The sequence below is a fragment of the Erythrobacter dokdonensis DSW-74 genome (genome assembly GCF_001677335.1).
Taxonomy (GTDB): domain Bacteria; phylum Pseudomonadota; class Alphaproteobacteria; order Sphingomonadales; family Sphingomonadaceae; genus Erythrobacter; species Erythrobacter dokdonensis.
Genome location: NZ_LZYB01000001.1, coordinates 486,021 through 499,172 on the forward strand (window position 1 = coordinate 486,021; position 13,152 = coordinate 499,172).

General features: G+C 64.6%; 20 protein-coding genes. 14 read left to right on the forward strand and 6 right to left on the reverse strand.

Annotated elements, in window-relative coordinates:
- Positions 1-2: 2 nt before the first annotated feature.
- The 3 genes from gmk to I603_RS02380 all read right to left on the reverse strand — a co-directional run bounded on the left by gmk (position 3) and on the right by I603_RS02380 (position 1,579).
- Positions 3-653, reverse strand: a complete 651-nt coding sequence (gene gmk / locus I603_RS02370; protein ID WP_068862197.1) for a guanylate kinase — start codon at positions 651-653, stop codon at positions 3-5.
- 42 nt (positions 654-695) lie between these two features.
- The gene (locus tag I603_RS02375; protein WP_143736731.1) at positions 696-1,004 is read right to left on the reverse strand and encodes a hypothetical protein; all 309 of its coding nucleotides are present in this window, start codon (positions 1,002-1,004) and stop codon (positions 696-698) included.
- Between the two features lie 83 nt (positions 1,005-1,087).
- Positions 1,088-1,579: an SspB family protein gene (locus I603_RS02380; RefSeq protein WP_068862199.1), complete on the reverse strand. Its 492-nt coding sequence runs from the start codon at positions 1,577-1,579 to the stop codon at positions 1,088-1,090.
- Between the two features lie 134 nt (positions 1,580-1,713).
- On the opposite strand from I603_RS02380, the gene hisB reads away from it, so the two are divergent.
- The 13 genes from hisB to pal all read left to right on the forward strand — a co-directional run bounded on the left by hisB (position 1,714) and on the right by pal (position 9,913).
- Positions 1,714-2,322 carry an imidazoleglycerol-phosphate dehydratase HisB gene (hisB, locus tag I603_RS02385; RefSeq protein WP_068862507.1) on the forward strand — a complete coding sequence of 203 codons (609 nt, stop codon included), beginning with the start codon at positions 1,714-1,716 and terminating at the stop codon, positions 2,320-2,322.
- Positions 2,315-2,611 carry a YciI family protein gene (locus I603_RS02390; RefSeq protein ID WP_198157205.1) on the forward strand — a complete coding sequence of 99 codons (297 nt, stop codon included), beginning with the start codon at positions 2,315-2,317 and terminating at the stop codon, positions 2,609-2,611. The genes hisB and I603_RS02390 overlap by 8 nt, the downstream gene beginning before the upstream one ends.
- On the forward strand, positions 2,604-3,230 hold the full coding sequence (gene hisH, locus I603_RS02395) for an imidazole glycerol phosphate synthase subunit HisH (protein ID WP_068862200.1): 627 nt from the start codon (positions 2,604-2,606) through the stop codon (positions 3,228-3,230). The genes I603_RS02390 and hisH overlap by 8 nt, the downstream gene beginning before the upstream one ends.
- Positions 3,227-3,958: a 1-(5-phosphoribosyl)-5-[(5-phosphoribosylamino)methylideneamino]imidazole-4-carboxamide isomerase gene (gene hisA, locus I603_RS02400; RefSeq protein ID WP_068862201.1), complete on the forward strand. Its 732-nt coding sequence runs from the start codon at positions 3,227-3,229 to the stop codon at positions 3,956-3,958. The genes hisH and hisA overlap by 4 nt, the downstream gene beginning before the upstream one ends.
- Entirely contained in the window at positions 3,955-4,719 is a 765-nt protein-coding gene (gene hisF / locus I603_RS02405; protein WP_068862202.1) for an imidazole glycerol phosphate synthase subunit HisF, read from the forward strand. The genes hisA and hisF overlap by 4 nt, the downstream gene beginning before the upstream one ends.
- A gap of 14 nt (positions 4,720-4,733) precedes the next feature.
- The gene (locus I603_RS02410; RefSeq protein WP_068862510.1) at positions 4,734-5,048 is read left to right on the forward strand and encodes a phosphoribosyl-ATP diphosphatase; all 315 of its coding nucleotides are present in this window, start codon (positions 4,734-4,736) and stop codon (positions 5,046-5,048) included.
- Positions 5,048-5,428 carry a histidine triad nucleotide-binding protein gene (locus I603_RS02415; RefSeq protein WP_068862509.1) on the forward strand — a complete coding sequence of 127 codons (381 nt, stop codon included), beginning with the start codon at positions 5,048-5,050 and terminating at the stop codon, positions 5,426-5,428. Before I603_RS02410 ends, I603_RS02415 begins: the two co-directional genes overlap by 1 nt.
- Before the next feature lie 95 nt (positions 5,429-5,523).
- A complete protein-coding gene (locus I603_RS02420) occupies positions 5,524-5,973 on the forward strand; it encodes a YbgC/FadM family acyl-CoA thioesterase (protein WP_068862203.1) in 450 nt (149 codons plus the stop codon).
- 4 nt (positions 5,974-5,977) lie between these two features.
- The gene (gene tolQ, locus I603_RS02425; RefSeq protein WP_068862204.1) at positions 5,978-6,679 is read left to right on the forward strand and encodes a protein TolQ; all 702 of its coding nucleotides are present in this window, start codon (positions 5,978-5,980) and stop codon (positions 6,677-6,679) included.
- Entirely contained in the window at positions 6,679-7,122 is a 444-nt protein-coding gene (locus I603_RS02430) for an ExbD/TolR family protein (protein ID WP_068862205.1), read from the forward strand. The genes tolQ and I603_RS02430 overlap by 1 nt, the downstream gene beginning before the upstream one ends.
- A 7-nt stretch (positions 7,123-7,129) precedes the next feature.
- Positions 7,130-7,939: an energy transducer TonB gene (locus tag I603_RS02435; protein ID WP_324613983.1), complete on the forward strand. Its 810-nt coding sequence runs from the start codon at positions 7,130-7,132 to the stop codon at positions 7,937-7,939.
- Positions 7,936-9,345, forward strand: coding sequence for a Tol-Pal system beta propeller repeat protein TolB (tolB, locus tag I603_RS02440; RefSeq protein WP_068862206.1), 1,410 nt, complete (start codon positions 7,936-7,938; stop codon positions 9,343-9,345). The genes I603_RS02435 and tolB overlap by 4 nt, the downstream gene beginning before the upstream one ends.
- A gap of 46 nt (positions 9,346-9,391) precedes the next feature.
- On the forward strand, positions 9,392-9,913 hold the full coding sequence (gene pal, locus I603_RS02445) for a peptidoglycan-associated lipoprotein Pal (protein WP_198157206.1): 522 nt from the start codon (positions 9,392-9,394) through the stop codon (positions 9,911-9,913).
- A gap of 3 nt (positions 9,914-9,916) precedes the next feature.
- On the opposite strand, the gene I603_RS14410 is transcribed toward pal, so the two are convergent.
- On the reverse strand, positions 9,917-10,078 hold the full coding sequence (locus tag I603_RS14410; RefSeq protein ID WP_157090849.1) for a hypothetical protein: 162 nt from the start codon (positions 10,076-10,078) through the stop codon (positions 9,917-9,919).
- Between the two features lie 147 nt (positions 10,079-10,225).
- Here I603_RS14410 and I603_RS02450 point away from each other — a divergent pair, with 147 nt between their 5' ends.
- On the forward strand, positions 10,226-10,759 hold the full coding sequence (locus I603_RS02450) for a J domain-containing protein (RefSeq protein WP_068862207.1): 534 nt from the start codon (positions 10,226-10,228) through the stop codon (positions 10,757-10,759).
- A gap of 7 nt (positions 10,760-10,766) precedes the next feature.
- On the opposite strand, the gene I603_RS02455 is transcribed toward I603_RS02450, so the two are convergent.
- Both I603_RS02455 and I603_RS02460 read right to left on the reverse strand, forming a co-directional pair.
- Entirely contained in the window at positions 10,767-12,239 is a 1,473-nt protein-coding gene (locus tag I603_RS02455; RefSeq protein ID WP_068862208.1) for a metal-dependent hydrolase family protein, read from the reverse strand.
- 64 nt (positions 12,240-12,303) lie between these two features.
- A complete protein-coding gene (locus tag I603_RS02460) occupies positions 12,304-13,137 on the reverse strand; it encodes an SDR family NAD(P)-dependent oxidoreductase (RefSeq protein ID WP_068862209.1) in 834 nt (277 codons plus the stop codon).
- Positions 13,138-13,152: the final 15 nt, after the last annotated feature.

The following is a 13,152-nucleotide window of genomic DNA, read 5'->3' on the forward strand; positions in this document are numbered from 1 at the left end:
CGCTATGTCATCAATTCGCGCACGAAGGGAATGAGCCCGGTCTGCCGCTGGCGCTTCATCCGTTCCGCTTCAAGAATCGCGCAGACCTTTGCAAAGCAGATGTTCACATCGTCATTGATGATGACGTAGTCATAGCCGTCCCAGTGGCTGATTTCCGCGCGGGCGCGCTCCATCCGGGCAGCGATTACCTCGGCGCTGTCGGTGGCGCGGCTTTGCAGGCGACGGTGAAGTTCCTCGATCGAGGGCGGCAGGATGAATACCCGCACCACATCCTGCTGGTCTTTCTGATAGAGCTGCTGGGTGCCTTGCCAGTCAATGTCGAACAGGAAGTCCTGTCCTTCCTTGAGCGCGGCGCGGATCATGCCCTTGGGCGTGCCGTAGCGGTGTCCGAAGACCTCGGCCCATTCGTAGAAATCATCCTCGTCGATCATCTGTTGAAAGCGCTCGGGCGAGACGAAGTGGTAGTGAACCCCGTCGATCTCTCCCGGGCGGGGCGGGCGCGTGGTGGCCGAAACCGAGAGCTTTATCTCGCTGTCTTTTGCCAGCAGCATTTTCGACAGAGTCGTCTTGCCCGCCCCTGATGGCGAGGAAAGGATGAACATCAGGCCCCTGCGCTGGAGCGTGTCGAAAGGATTTTGAGGAGTGTCGCCCATAGGCCCCGTTGCACCAGGCAGGCCGCACAAATCAAGGGCCAGTCAGGAATCGCTCTGTCCGGATGCGGCCGCGGCCTTGCGCGCCCGGCGCTTTGCCTCGATCTGTTTGCCGCGATCGTAAAGCACCTTTGCCGCAAGTCCGCCGGCGACGACCGCAAGTCCGACGGGCGAACGGGTGGCAAGGCGGCTCGCCCCCCAGAGCGCAAGAGTGCTGACCATCCCCCGGCTTTCGACCAGATGCTTGGCCTTGTCGCCATCAAGCTGACCTGTCAGCAAACCCTTCTCGAGCCGCTGACGCAGCAGCGAGCCTGCGCCGCGCAGGACGATATCGGCAATCACCAGATTGGTCACGGGATCGGGCGATGGCAGGCGCGAATCGTCCAGCTTACCCCTCTTGGTAGGCTTGCTTTTGGACTTGCGCCGCACCATCGGAATTACTTCTTGCGCCCGAAATCCACCGTGACGACATTGGAGCCGTCACCATCGCCTTCGCCGCTCCCATCGGGTCCGTCATTTTCCGCATCGTCGTGGGCTTCGGGTGCGAGTTCATCGACCGCGGCCTGGAACTGCAGCCCGAAATCGACCGCCGGATCGACGAAAGCAGTGATCGCGGCAAAGGGAATGGTCAGCTTGGCCGGCACCTGATTGAAGGTGAGACTGACCGAAAAGCCCTGCGCGCCGACCTCAAGATCCCAGAACTTGTTCTGGAGCACGATGGTCATCTCATCGGGGAAACGTTCGCGCAGGTGCGGCGGGATCGAGACGCCCGGCGCTCCGGTCTTGAAGGTTATATAGAAATGATGCGTTCCTGGCAGCGTGCCCCCGCCATTCACTATTGCGCCGAGCACCCGGCCCACGACCGCGCGCAGGGCTTCCTGCACGATTTCGTCGTAGGGAATAAGGCTGTCTGGCGTATCGTTGCTCATACCTGATGAATCGTGACGGGGCGCGCGGGCTTGGTCAAGCCTTTCCCGCGCCACTTCGTGCGTTTGACAGGGGATAGCGCTAGGGCCTGCGGCGGATGCTTGTCATGGGCGGCGAGAGGATTATAGCGCCGCTCATGGCCAGCATCCCATCACGCACCGGATCAATCGCGCGCAACACCACCGAAACGCGCATTGCGATCCATGTCGATCTCGACGGCACCGGCTCCTATGACGTGTCGACCGGCATCGGCTTTCTCGATCACATGGTCGAACAGTTCAGCCGCCATTCGCTGATCGATGTGACCATGAAGGTAGAGGGCGATCTGCATGTCGATCAGCACCACACCACGGAGGATTCGGCGATTGCGCTAGGTCAGGCGATTGCGCAGGCGCTGGGCGACAAGGCAGGGATCGGGCGCTACGGCGCGGCCTATTCGCCGATGGACGAGACGCTTAGCCGGGTAGCGCTGGATATTTCCGGTCGGCCCTATCTCGTGTGGAATGCCAAATTCACACAGGAACGCCTGGGCGAGTGGGATACGGAGCTGATCGAGCACTGGTTCCATTCGGTTGCCCAGGCGGCGGGCATCACGCTGCACATGGAACTGCTCTACGGCACCAACAACCACCACATTTGCGAAAGCCTTTACAAGGGCTTTGCCCGCGCGATGCGACAGGCGGTGGAGCGCGATCCGCGCAAGGGCGGGGCGATTCCCTCGACCAAGGGGCAGCTCGGTGGCTAGCATCTTCATAGCCTCGCTGACCTACATCGTACCGATCGGAAGGGTAGATGCGGTGCTGGCCGATCATCTGGCGTGGCTGAAGGCCGGACACGAAGCGGGACATTTCATCGCCTGGGGTCCGCGCGAACCACGTGACGGCGGGTTGATCTTCGTTAAGGCACCGAGCCGCGACGAGGCCGAGGCGCTGCTCGCGAGTGATCCCTTCATACTCCACGCGCTTGCCGATCTGACCATTACCGAATGGATCCCGCGCATGGCCTTCCCCGGTCTCGAGGCGTTCAATGGCTGAGGTGATCGCGCTGATCGATTACGGCGCGGGCAATCTGCATTCGGTTCACAATGCGCTGAAGGCCGCCGGGGCAGAAGTCACCGTCACCGCAGACCCCTACGTGGTGCGCGCGGCCGACCGGATCGTGCTTCCCGGTGTCGGCAGCTTCAAGGCCTGCGCGCAAGGGCTGAACGCCATTCCCCACATGATCGAGGCAATGACCGAGCGCGTCCACGTGGGCGGGGCGCCGTTCCTCGGCATTTGCGTTGGGATGCAATTGCTGGCTGATAGGGGCCTCGAACATGGCGTCACGCCAGGCCTCGGCTGGGTGCCGGGCGAGGTGCGGCTGATCGAACCGACAGACCTTGCCATCAAGGTGCCTCACATGGGCTGGAACGATGTGGCGGTGCTGCCCCATGCCAAGGACCATCCCGTAATCGAGGAGGGCGAGGCTTATTTCCTCCACTCCTATCACTTCGCCGCCCGCGACTGGCACGATGTCGCCGCGATGACCGATCACGGCGAGGGGCTCGTGGCAGCGGTGGCGAAGGGCAATGTGCTCGGCGTGCAGTTTCATCCGGAGAAGAGCCAGGCCTATGGCCTTGCGACCCTCCGGCGCTTTCTGGAGTGGTATCCGTGATTGTATTCCCCGCGATCGATCTCAAAGGCGGCCAGGTCGTGCGCCTTGCCGAAGGGGACATGGAGCGCGCCACGATCTACGGCGATGATCCGGCGGCGCAGGCGATGATCTTTGCGCAAGCCGGCGCGGAGCACCTCCATGTCGTCGATCTCGACGGCAGCTTCGCGGGCGAAAGCCGCAACCGCGCGGCGGTGGAAGCGATCGTCAAAGCCTTCCCCGGCTATGTGCAGCTGGGGGGCGGCATCCGCGATGCGAAGGCCGTGGAGGACTGGTTCAACCTCGGCGTGGCGCGGGTGGTGATGGGTTCGGCCGCGCTCAAGAACCCCGATTTCGTCAAGGACATGGCCCGCGAGTGGGAGGGCGGCATTGTCGTCGCCGTGGACGCGCGTGATGGCATGGTGGCGACCGAGGGCTGGGCGGAAGTTTCCGACGTTCCCGTCACCGACCTCGCCCGCCGCTTCGAGGATGCGGGCGTCGCCAGCCTGCTGTTCACCGATATCGGGCGCGATGGGTTGCTCAAGGGCGTCAACATCGACGCCACGGTGGATCTCGCCCGCCGGGTAGACATTCCGGTGATCGCCAGCGGCGGGGTGAAGGGGCTTGATGACATCCACATCCTCGCGCTCCACGCGCACGAGGGGATCGAGGGGGTGATCACGGGGCGGGCGCTGTATGAAGGTCGGCTCGATCTGGCGGCGGCGATTGCGATGGGGGCGCGTGTCGGATGACCGTCCGCATCCGCGTCATACCCTGCCTCGATGTCGCCGATGGCCGCGTGGTCAAGGGCGTGAACTTTGTTGACCTCAAGGACGCGGGCGATCCCGTGGAGCAGGCGCGCGCCTACGATGCGGCGGGCGCGGACGAGCTGTGCTTTCTCGACATTTCCGCCAGCCACGAAGGACGCGGGACGCTGCTCGACATGGTGCGGCGCACGGCGGAGGTGTGCTTCATGCCGCTGACTGTCGGCGGCGGGGTGCGCTCGGCCGCGGATGCGCGCGCGTTGTTGCTGGCAGGGGCGGACAAGGTCGCGGTGAACTCCGCCGCTGTCGCCCGGCCCGAACTGGTGGGCGAGATTGCGACACGCTTCGGCAGCCAGTGCGTCGTCGCCAGTGTCGATGCGCGCCGCACCCCGCGCGGGAACTGGGAAATCTTCACCCATGGCGGGCGCAAGCCGACGGGCATCGACGCCGTGGAATATGCGCGCAAAGTGGCTGACCTCGGCGCGGGCGAATTGCTCGTCACCTCGATGGACGGGGACGGCACGAGAGCCGGCTATGACCTCGATCTCACCCGCGAAATCGCCGACTCCGTCAGCGTGCCGGTGATTGCCAGCGGTGGGGTGGGGAGCCTTGAGCACCTTGTCGAAGGCGTGACCAAAGGCCACGCCAGCGCGGTGCTCGCCGCCTCGATCTTCCACTTCGGCACCCACACCATCGCCGAGGCCCACGCGGCGCTTAGAGCAGCGGGCTTGCCCGCGCGCGGGGTTTGACCGAAAAGGCCCGCATGGACACCCTGACCCGCCTCGAAGCGACTATCGCCCAGCGCCTCACCGCCTCGCCGGATGAAAGCTACGTGGCAAAGCTTCATGCCAAGGGGCTCAAGAAAATCGCCCAGAAACTGGGCGAGGAAGCGACCGAGGCAGTGATCGCCGCGCTCGCCGGCGACGAGGCCGAACTGGTGGGCGAAGCGGCGGACGTGTTGTTCCACCTTATGGTGCTGCTCGCCGAAAAGGGGGTGCGCCTCGAACAGGTGCTTGCCGAACTCGACCGGCGCGAGGGCACCTCGGGAATTGCCGAAAAAGCCAGCCGGAGCGAATGATGCCGATCGACCCGACCCAGCCGTACGACGATGACAACATCTTCGCGAAGATCCTGCGCGGTGAGATCCCGTGCAACAAGGTCTACGAGGATGACTGGGCCTTCGCATTCGAGGACATCAACCCGCAGGCCCAGGTCCATACGCTGGTAATACCCAAGGGACGCTACGTCAGCTGGGACGATTTTTCCGAGAAGGCTTCCGACGCCGAAATCGGCGGTTTCGTGCGCGCTGTGGGCGCAGTGGCGCGGATGAAAGGCCTGGTCGAGCCGGGATACCGCCTGCTCGCCAATATCGGCGCGCACGGCGGGCAGGAAGTGCCGCATCTCCACGTGCATATCTTCGGTGGCCAGCCATTGGGGCCGATGATCATGCGCCGGTAATCCCGGGGGGGTTAGCCCCCATTTCCGCAGCCGTTCATCGAGAAATTGCGAAACGCGCCTTTGCAGCGATTCCCTGCTAGGCTAGGTGGCGGGTGATGACCTCTCCCAATTCCCCAGACGGCGTGATCGATGGAGCGCGGCATCTTTATGCCGTGCGCGTCTATTACGAGGACACCGATCTGTCGGGGATTACGTATCATGCCAATTACCTGCGCTGGTTCGAACGTGCCCGGAGCGACCTCTTGCGCCTGCTTGGTATCGACCAGCGCGCGGCGATCGAGAGCGGGGAGGGCGCCTATGCCCTTTCGGAGGTCAATCTCAAGTATCTGCTTCCGGCCAGGCTCGACGATGATGTGGTGATCGAAACCCGCTGCACCGAACTCGGCGCTGCATCATGCCGGATGCACCAGATCGCCCGGCGGGGAGACGAAATGCTTTGCGAAGCGCATTTGCGCGTCGGCTTCATCACGCTTGACGGCCGTCCGCGGCGCCAGCCTGCCGAATGGCGCGCCGCCTTCCAGACTTTCATGAACGAGGACAATTGAACCCGTGACGCTTGCCCTGCTCAGCGCTGCCGCTCCTGCACCGACCCGGCTCGATCCGGTCGATCTCTTCCTGCAGGCCGACATCATCGTTCAGGCGGTAATGGTAGGCCTTATTCTCGCGAGTATCTGGGTGTGGATGATCATCGTTTCTTTCTCCCTGCGGATCGGCAAGCTCGACAAGGCCTCGCGCGATTACGAGAACGATTTCTGGGGGGAGCGCGACACGCAGGCACTGGTCGGCAAGGAGCAGCGCAAGGAAATCCCCGCAGCGCGTGTCGTTGGTGCGGGACTGGACGAATGGAAGAAATCCACGGCGAAGCAGCCGGTTGACCGCGATGCTACCCGCCAACGTATCGGTGCGGCGATGGAAAGCCAGGTCGCCGAGGAAGCGGATGAACTTGCCGGACGGCTGAATTTCCTCGCCACGGTCGGTTCGGTGGCGCCCTTTGTCGGCCTGTTCGGCACGGTCTGGGGGATCATGAACAGCTTCTTCCAGATCGGCGCGCAGCAGAGCGCAAGCCTCGCGGTGGTCGCCCCCGGCATTGCCGAGGCGCTGTTTGCCACCGCCATCGGCCTGTTCGCCGCGATCCCGGCGGTCATCGCCTATAACCGCTTCTCAGGCGCGGTGAATGTGTACGAGGCCAAGCTGCAACGCTTTGCCGACAAGGTCCACGCCGGGCTGAGCCGCGAGCTGGACCGTCTCTGATGGGGATGGGTGTCGCCTCTTCCTCCGCCCGCCGCGGCAAGCGTTCGCGCCGCGCCGCCATGGCTGAAATCAACGTTACCCCTCTCGTGGACGTGATGCTGGTGCTGCTGATCATCTTCATGGTGACGGTGACGCTACCGGCGGTCGGCGTGCCGGTGGAACTGCCCGAAAGCCGCGCCGCGCCGGTCGAGGAACAGCCCGATCAGGTGACCATATCGATCGACCGCGCCGGCGTGATCTATATCGAGAACGAGGCTGTCGAAGCCGGGCGCCTGCCCGAAGCACTCGAAGCGCTCGATCGCGGTGGCCAGCCGCCGCTGATCGTGCTGCGCGGGGATCGCAGCCTGGACTATGGCCGGGTGATGCGAGTGATGGGCGAGTTGGGGCGGGCGGGCTTCACCTCGATCTCGCTGGTCACCGACGGTTCAGTTACGCCGCCATAACCCGCGCATGATGGGAGCAGTCGCCTTTCGCAACGAGGAGAAAATCGGCCTTGCCGCCGCGCTCGTGCTGCACGGCGCGCTGGTGGCGGTGCTGCTGTTGCAGACGGTGCGCAGCGAGGTTTCGGTGTTCCCCGAACGCATGACGGTGAGCCTGGCAACCGAGGTGGGGCTGGAGGCGGCCTCGCCCGACCCGGTCGCCGAAAGCCGCGCAGCTATCGCGCCGACCCTGTCCGAAGAGCCTGCGCCCGCGCCCGATACCGCGCCAGCCGAGGGTGCTCAGCCGGCGCCGCCGAAACCGGCTACCCGCACCGCGACCAGCCAGCCCGCCCCGACCCGCGAGCGTTCACGCCCGGATCGTGCGCCAACGAGCAAGCCAAGTCCGACCCCTGCAAAGGCGGCGGAGAAGGGCGGCGGCAGCCGCATCGGGGATGATTTCCTGCCCGGTGCGGGCAGTTCCACCAGCACGACCGAAACCCGCATCCCCGCCTCGCAGATCGGACCCAGCGCCAAGGCCTCGATCGGCCAGGCTTTGGCGCGTCAGGTCAAACCTCACTGGACAGCGCCGCAGGGGCTCGATGTTGACGAGCTCGTCACATTGATCGACTTTGATCTCAACCCGGATGGCACACTCAAAGGTCGTCCGCGAGTGCGCAGTCAGAGTGGCATCACAGACTCCAACCGCGCACAGGCCGCGCGCCACGCGGAGAATGCCATCCGCGCGGTGCAGCTTGCTACGCCCTTCGATCTTCCGGCCGAGTATTACGAGGCATGGAAGAGCGTTCGCGGCGCCCGATTTGATAGGAACACGTCACGATGAAATTCGCTCTAGTCGCTGCCCTGATGATTACCGCCTCGCTGCCCGCCTATGCCGTGGCTCAGGATCTCGGGGCGCCGATCAGCGAGGACGGGCAGGTCGAAACCACCGCGACCGAAGCTTCGCAGGCTCAGGCAGAGGAAGGCATTTCCTTCACCGTCACAGACGAATCCGCCTGGTCGGACATCGGCATCGCCATCCCCGCCTTCGCCACCGACCGCGACCGTGCCACCGCCGCCAATGCCGATGGCACCGGCGCATTGGGCCGCGAGATCGCGCGCGTCATCACTGCCAACTTGCGCAACAACGGCCTGTTCAAGCCGGTCGGTCCAGACAGCCTGCCACAGCCCGCCTTCCCGCAAATCACAGCACCGTCCTTCGGTACGTGGAGCGGGCGCGGTGCGGAGATGCTGGTGCACGGATATGTGCGCGCGCGCGATGACGGGCGTTTGGTGGTGGGTTGCTACCTCTACGATGTCGCCTTGCAGGACGAGCTGGTGCGCGAGGGCTGGGTGGTGGGCCCCGCCGACTGGCGCCGTGCGGCGCACAAATGCTCCGATCTCATCTTCTCGCGCCTGACCGGTGAAAGTCCGTTCTTCGACAGCCGCATCGCCTATATCGCCGAAACCGGCCCGAAGAATGCCCGTGTAAAGCGCCTCGCGATCATGGATTCCGACGGTGCCAACCATCGCTTTCTGACGCTCGGCAGCGCCACCGCCCTGACGCCGCGCTATTCGCCCGACTATTCGAAGATCCTCTATCTCTCCTATGTCGACGGCAATCCGCGGATCTATGTCTATGACATCGGCACCGGCAAGCAGACGCTGGTGACCGAGAACCGTAATCCGACCATCGCTCCTCGCTGGTCGCCGGATGGCAAGTTCATCCTCTATTCGATGGCAGTCGCGGGCAATACCGATATCTACCGCGTCCCCGCGACCGGCGGACAGAGTGTGCGGCTCACCAACAATCCCGGCATCGATGTGGGCGGCTCCTATTCGCCCGACGGCCGCAAGATCGTGTTCGAGAGCGACCGTTCGGGTAGCCAGCAGTGTTATGTCATGGATGCCGACGGCACCAACCAGAAGCGCATCAGCTTTTTCGGGGGCCGCTGCGCGACGCCCGAATGGAGCCCGCGCGGCGACCAGATCGCTTTCACCCGCATCGCCGGCGACTTCAACATCGCGGTGATGAACACCGGCGGCGGCAATATGCGGGTGCTGACCCGCGGATGGCAGGATGAGGCGCCCACCTGGGCGCCCAATGGCCGCATCATCCAGTTTTTCCGCACCGAAAGGAACACCGGGCGTTCGGGTATCTGGCAGGTCGACCTGACCGGTCAGAACGAACGCCGGCTGCCGACTCCGGTCGATGCGTCCGATCCCGCCTGGGGTCCGATCCGTCCGTGACGGCCCGACGCTTGCCTGATAGACTTCACCCGAAAGGAAAAGAGCGATGAATAGGAAAATTGCCACGATCCTGATGCTGGCCTCGGCCTCCACTCTGGCCGCTTGCGCCAAGAAGGCCCCGGAGCAGCTTCCCCCGCCGCCGCCCGAAACCACGCAGCCCACCGCACAGCCGACCCCGCAGGTCCAGCCGACCGGCCCGCAGGTCGGTACGCAGGCCCATTTCGCAGCTGCCGTCGGTTCGTCGACCACGATCTATTTCGACACCGACCGCTACAATGTCGATTCCCAGGATGCGGCCGCGCTGCAGGCTCAGGCCCAGTATTTCGCGCGCTATCCGCAGGTCACCTTCACGATCGAAGGCCATGCCGACGAGCGCGGGACGCGCGAATACAATCTCGCGCTGGGCGAGCGTCGTGCCAATGCCGCCAAGAATTTTCTGGTCAGTCTCGGCGTCGATCCGGGCCGGATCTCGGTGGTGAGTTATGGCAAGGAACGCCCGGTGGCGCTGGCCTCGAACGAAAGCGCCTGGGCGCAGAACCGCCGCGCCGCGAGTGTCATCATCAACTGATTGTCAGCTTCCCAGCAGGCCGGGCGCAAGCTCGGCCTGCACCGCATAGCCGGAGGGCGATGCGACGATCTCGGCACCATACAGATCCCGTGCGCTCGTAACCACGCACAGCCCGGCCAGGGCTAGCACGGAAAACAGGCTGGAGATCGTCAGTTGCTGGCTCATGTCTCGGTCTTTCGTTTGCACTGCAACATTTCACAATGCAACTGGTTCCCGTATCTCACGCCTTCCCTTGGCCTACCACCTCGCCTAGATTGACCGCGTGACCCAATCGACCAACGACATGACCTATCGCCAGCACAGGCACCAGCCATGAGCCGCGCGCGCCGTTCGATGGACTGGGGCTTTCCGCGCTGGCGGCCCTATGGCTCATCGCAGGAGGCGACCAATGTTCGCATCTGTGACCGCCACGGTTGTGACGAGCCCGGCGATTGCCCTGCACCCAAGGCGCCGAACAGCCGCGACCGGTGGTATTTCTGCCAGAAGCACGCTGCCGAATACAATTCGAAGTGGGACTATTTCGAGGGGCTGGAGAAGGCCGAAAAGGAAGAACGTGCCCGCGCCGAACGTCAGGAAAGCGCCGGCTATGCCGAAAGCGCGCATTACGGCTGGGCGGGTTCGGGCGATGGTTCGCGCTCGGCTGACGAGATGCGGGCGCTCGAGGTGCTGGGGCTTGAGGCCGATGCTGATTTCAACACGGTGAAGAAGGCCTACCGCGCCCGCGCCAAGGAAGTGCACCCCGACGTGAAGCCCGGCGATGCCGAGGCCGCGCGCCAGTTCCAGCTGATCCAGACAAGTTACGAGGTCCTGCGCGCAGCAGAGGAACGGCGCGAATGGCGGGGCTAGAGGACGGCTACAGCGCTTCCTTGAAAACCCGTCCGCCCTTCATCACCAGCTTCAGGTTCGCATCAGGATCACCCATAAAATCAAGGCTTTTCGCCGGATCTCCGTCCCACACCAGCAGATCGGCAAGCGCCCCCGGCGCGATCACGCCAAGCTTGCCCGGATAGGGCGCGCGCTCGCCCGACATGGCCAGCAACTCGCCCGCAGCGCCGGTCGCCATGCGCAGCGCGTCGAAGGGCGACATGAAGCGGGTGAGCTTGGCCAGCTGGCGCCCCTGACTGCGCGAACCGCCGGGGTTCATCAGGATGTCGGTACCGAAGGCCATCTTCACGCCCTCGGCGCGCCCCTTCTCGAAGGCGCGCACCGTGCCGATGGAGACCTGCTCCTGCTTGGCGATCTGCACCGGATCGGTCTTGGGATTGGCGTCCTCATCGGCAAGGAAGGGCTGGATCGACCACCACGCGCCTTCGGCCTTCATCATGCGGATCGTAGCGTCATCGGCCAGCTGGCCGTGCTCGATCGACCGGACGCCCGCCCTGAGCGCGCGCTGGATGCCTTCGCTGGTATAGACATGGCTGCACACATAGGTGCCCCAGTCCGCCGCCGCCCGCACCGCGGCGCGCATCTCCTCTTCAAGAAATTGCGCGGTATCGAGCGGATCGTAAAGCGATGACACCCCGCCGCCCGCCATGATCTTGATCTGGCTCGCACCTTTCATCAGCTGCTCGCGGGTGCGGCGCAGCACTTCGGCCTCGCCATCGGCAATCGCGGCGACGCCGGTGCGCTCGGTGTAATCTGCCGGATCGCTGTCCATCCGGGGCAGGGTGTTGAGGAAGCGGAAATCGCCGTGGCCCGAGGTCTGCGAGATCATGGCCCCGCTCGGGAAGATGCGCGGACCGGCAAGGATATTGCGATCCACCGCCATCTTGAGCCCGAAAACGGGCCCGCCGGTATCGCGAACGGTGGTGAAGCCGCGCATCAGTGTCGCGCCGGCTTCCTGCCCTGCAATGAGGTGAACAAGCGCGATATCCTGCGTCAGTGCGGCGATCTGGCTGACGCTCACCAGCGTTGCGTGCCAGTGGCAGTCTATCAGCCCCGGCGTGACGCTGTGACCGCCGCAATCGATCCGCACCGCGTCCTGCGGTCCTTGTCCTGCTCCGACGATAGCCGTGATCCTGCCGCCTTCGACCACGATTTCGCGACCGGTATGCATCTTCGCAGCATTGCCGTCGAAGAACGCGAGGTTGGTCAGCACAGTCGGCCGACCCGGCGTTTGCGCGCGGGCGAAGCTGGGAGCTAGGCCGAAGCCTGCGAACATGCCCAGCACCGCCGCGCTGCCGCCCAGCGCCTCGCGCCGCGAGATGTCGGCCTCTAGCCGGGCGAAGGCGGCCTGCGTCTTGGGAGAACCGCACAGGCAGGGGTTGATCCATGCCGCCTCAGGCGAGCCCTCGGCATGATCATGCCCACAACATTCCAGACCCATGCGATGATCCCCCGGTCGTCAATCAAGCTTCGCGGGGACTATGGCAGCAAGTTTGTGCGCGTGTCTAATCCTTTGGTCCGGCGAAACCTTTTCCGCGCGCATCGATTTGCGGATCGGGATTGTCGTTCCACCATGCGACGTCGCTCCATGGGCGCACATCGACCTCGTGGGTCCAGCAATTGCGCGGCTGGTGAGCGAGGTGCCAGTAGGTCTCGGCCAGCGCCGCCGGGTCGATGATGCCCTCGCGGCCTTTCTTCTGCTTGAAGGCCTCGTATTTGTCGCCCAGCAGCTTGCCGAGCGTATCGGGGGCATCGACCGCGCCATCGACCACCACATGCGCAACGTGGACGCCCTGAGGCGCGAATTCGGCATTGAGGGTCTGGCAGAGCATCCGCCGCCCGCCCATCGCTGCGGCGTGGCTGTGCTGACCGGCATTGCCGCGCATTGCTGCGGTGGCCGAGGTTACCAGTAGCGTGCCATGCGCGCCGGTCTTCGCGCGCTCGACCATGTTCGGGAACAGCGCGTGGGCGAGGCGAAACACGCCGAAGGTCGCCAGCCGCCAGCCGAGTTCGAAAATCCGGTGCGGGGTCTGGTCAAGCGCCCGGTTCCCGATCTGCGCGCCGAGATTGTAGAGCGCGGCATGGACCGGGCCGATGTCAGCCTCGGTGCGGGCGACCAGTTCCTCGATCGCTCCGTCCTCGGCGGCATTGAGCAGCGTGCCCGAAGCCGAGCCGCCCGCCGCCTCGACCTGGCCGACCAGCCGCTGCAATCCCGCCTCGTCCGAGCGGCGCGCCATTACCGCGTGATAGCCCCCGGCGGCAAAGCGCAAGGCAGCATTGCCCCCGATCCCGGCGCCCGCGCCGATCACGAGGAACACGGGTTTGCGGCTGTCGGTCATGCTTGTTTCTCCCTT

Excerpts from the sequence above, each read along its gene's own strand:
- gmk (WP_068862197.1), bottom strand. The coding sequence starts at position 653 with ATGGGCGACACTCCTCAAAATCCTTTCGACACGCTCCAGCGCAGGGGC.
- I603_RS02380 (WP_068862199.1), bottom strand. The coding sequence starts at position 1,579 with ATGAGCAACGATACGCCAGACAGCCTTATTCCCTACGACGAAATCGTG.
- hisB (WP_068862507.1), top strand. The coding sequence starts at position 1,714 with ATGGCCAGCATCCCATCACGCACCGGATCAATCGCGCGCAACACCACC.
- hisH (WP_068862200.1), top strand. The coding sequence starts at position 2,604 with ATGGCTGAGGTGATCGCGCTGATCGATTACGGCGCGGGCAATCTGCAT.
- hisF (WP_068862202.1), top strand. The coding sequence starts at position 3,955 with ATGACCGTCCGCATCCGCGTCATACCCTGCCTCGATGTCGCCGATGGC.
- I603_RS02410 (WP_068862510.1), top strand. The coding sequence starts at position 4,734 with ATGGACACCCTGACCCGCCTCGAAGCGACTATCGCCCAGCGCCTCACC.
- I603_RS02415 (WP_068862509.1), top strand. The coding sequence starts at position 5,048 with ATGCCGATCGACCCGACCCAGCCGTACGACGATGACAACATCTTCGCG.
- I603_RS02420 (WP_068862203.1), top strand. The coding sequence starts at position 5,524 with ATGACCTCTCCCAATTCCCCAGACGGCGTGATCGATGGAGCGCGGCAT.
- I603_RS02430 (WP_068862205.1), top strand. The coding sequence starts at position 6,679 with ATGGGGATGGGTGTCGCCTCTTCCTCCGCCCGCCGCGGCAAGCGTTCG.
- I603_RS02435 (WP_324613983.1), top strand. The coding sequence starts at position 7,130 with ATGATGGGAGCAGTCGCCTTTCGCAACGAGGAGAAAATCGGCCTTGCC.
- tolB (WP_068862206.1), top strand. The coding sequence starts at position 7,936 with ATGAAATTCGCTCTAGTCGCTGCCCTGATGATTACCGCCTCGCTGCCC.
- pal (WP_198157206.1), top strand. The coding sequence starts at position 9,392 with ATGAATAGGAAAATTGCCACGATCCTGATGCTGGCCTCGGCCTCCACT.
- I603_RS14410 (WP_157090849.1), bottom strand. The coding sequence starts at position 10,078 with ATGAGCCAGCAACTGACGATCTCCAGCCTGTTTTCCGTGCTAGCCCTG.
- I603_RS02450 (WP_068862207.1), top strand. The coding sequence starts at position 10,226 with ATGAGCCGCGCGCGCCGTTCGATGGACTGGGGCTTTCCGCGCTGGCGG.
- I603_RS02455 (WP_068862208.1), bottom strand. The coding sequence starts at position 12,239 with ATGGGTCTGGAATGTTGTGGGCATGATCATGCCGAGGGCTCGCCTGAG.
- I603_RS02460 (WP_068862209.1), bottom strand. The coding sequence starts at position 13,137 with ATGACCGACAGCCGCAAACCCGTGTTCCTCGTGATCGGCGCGGGCGCC.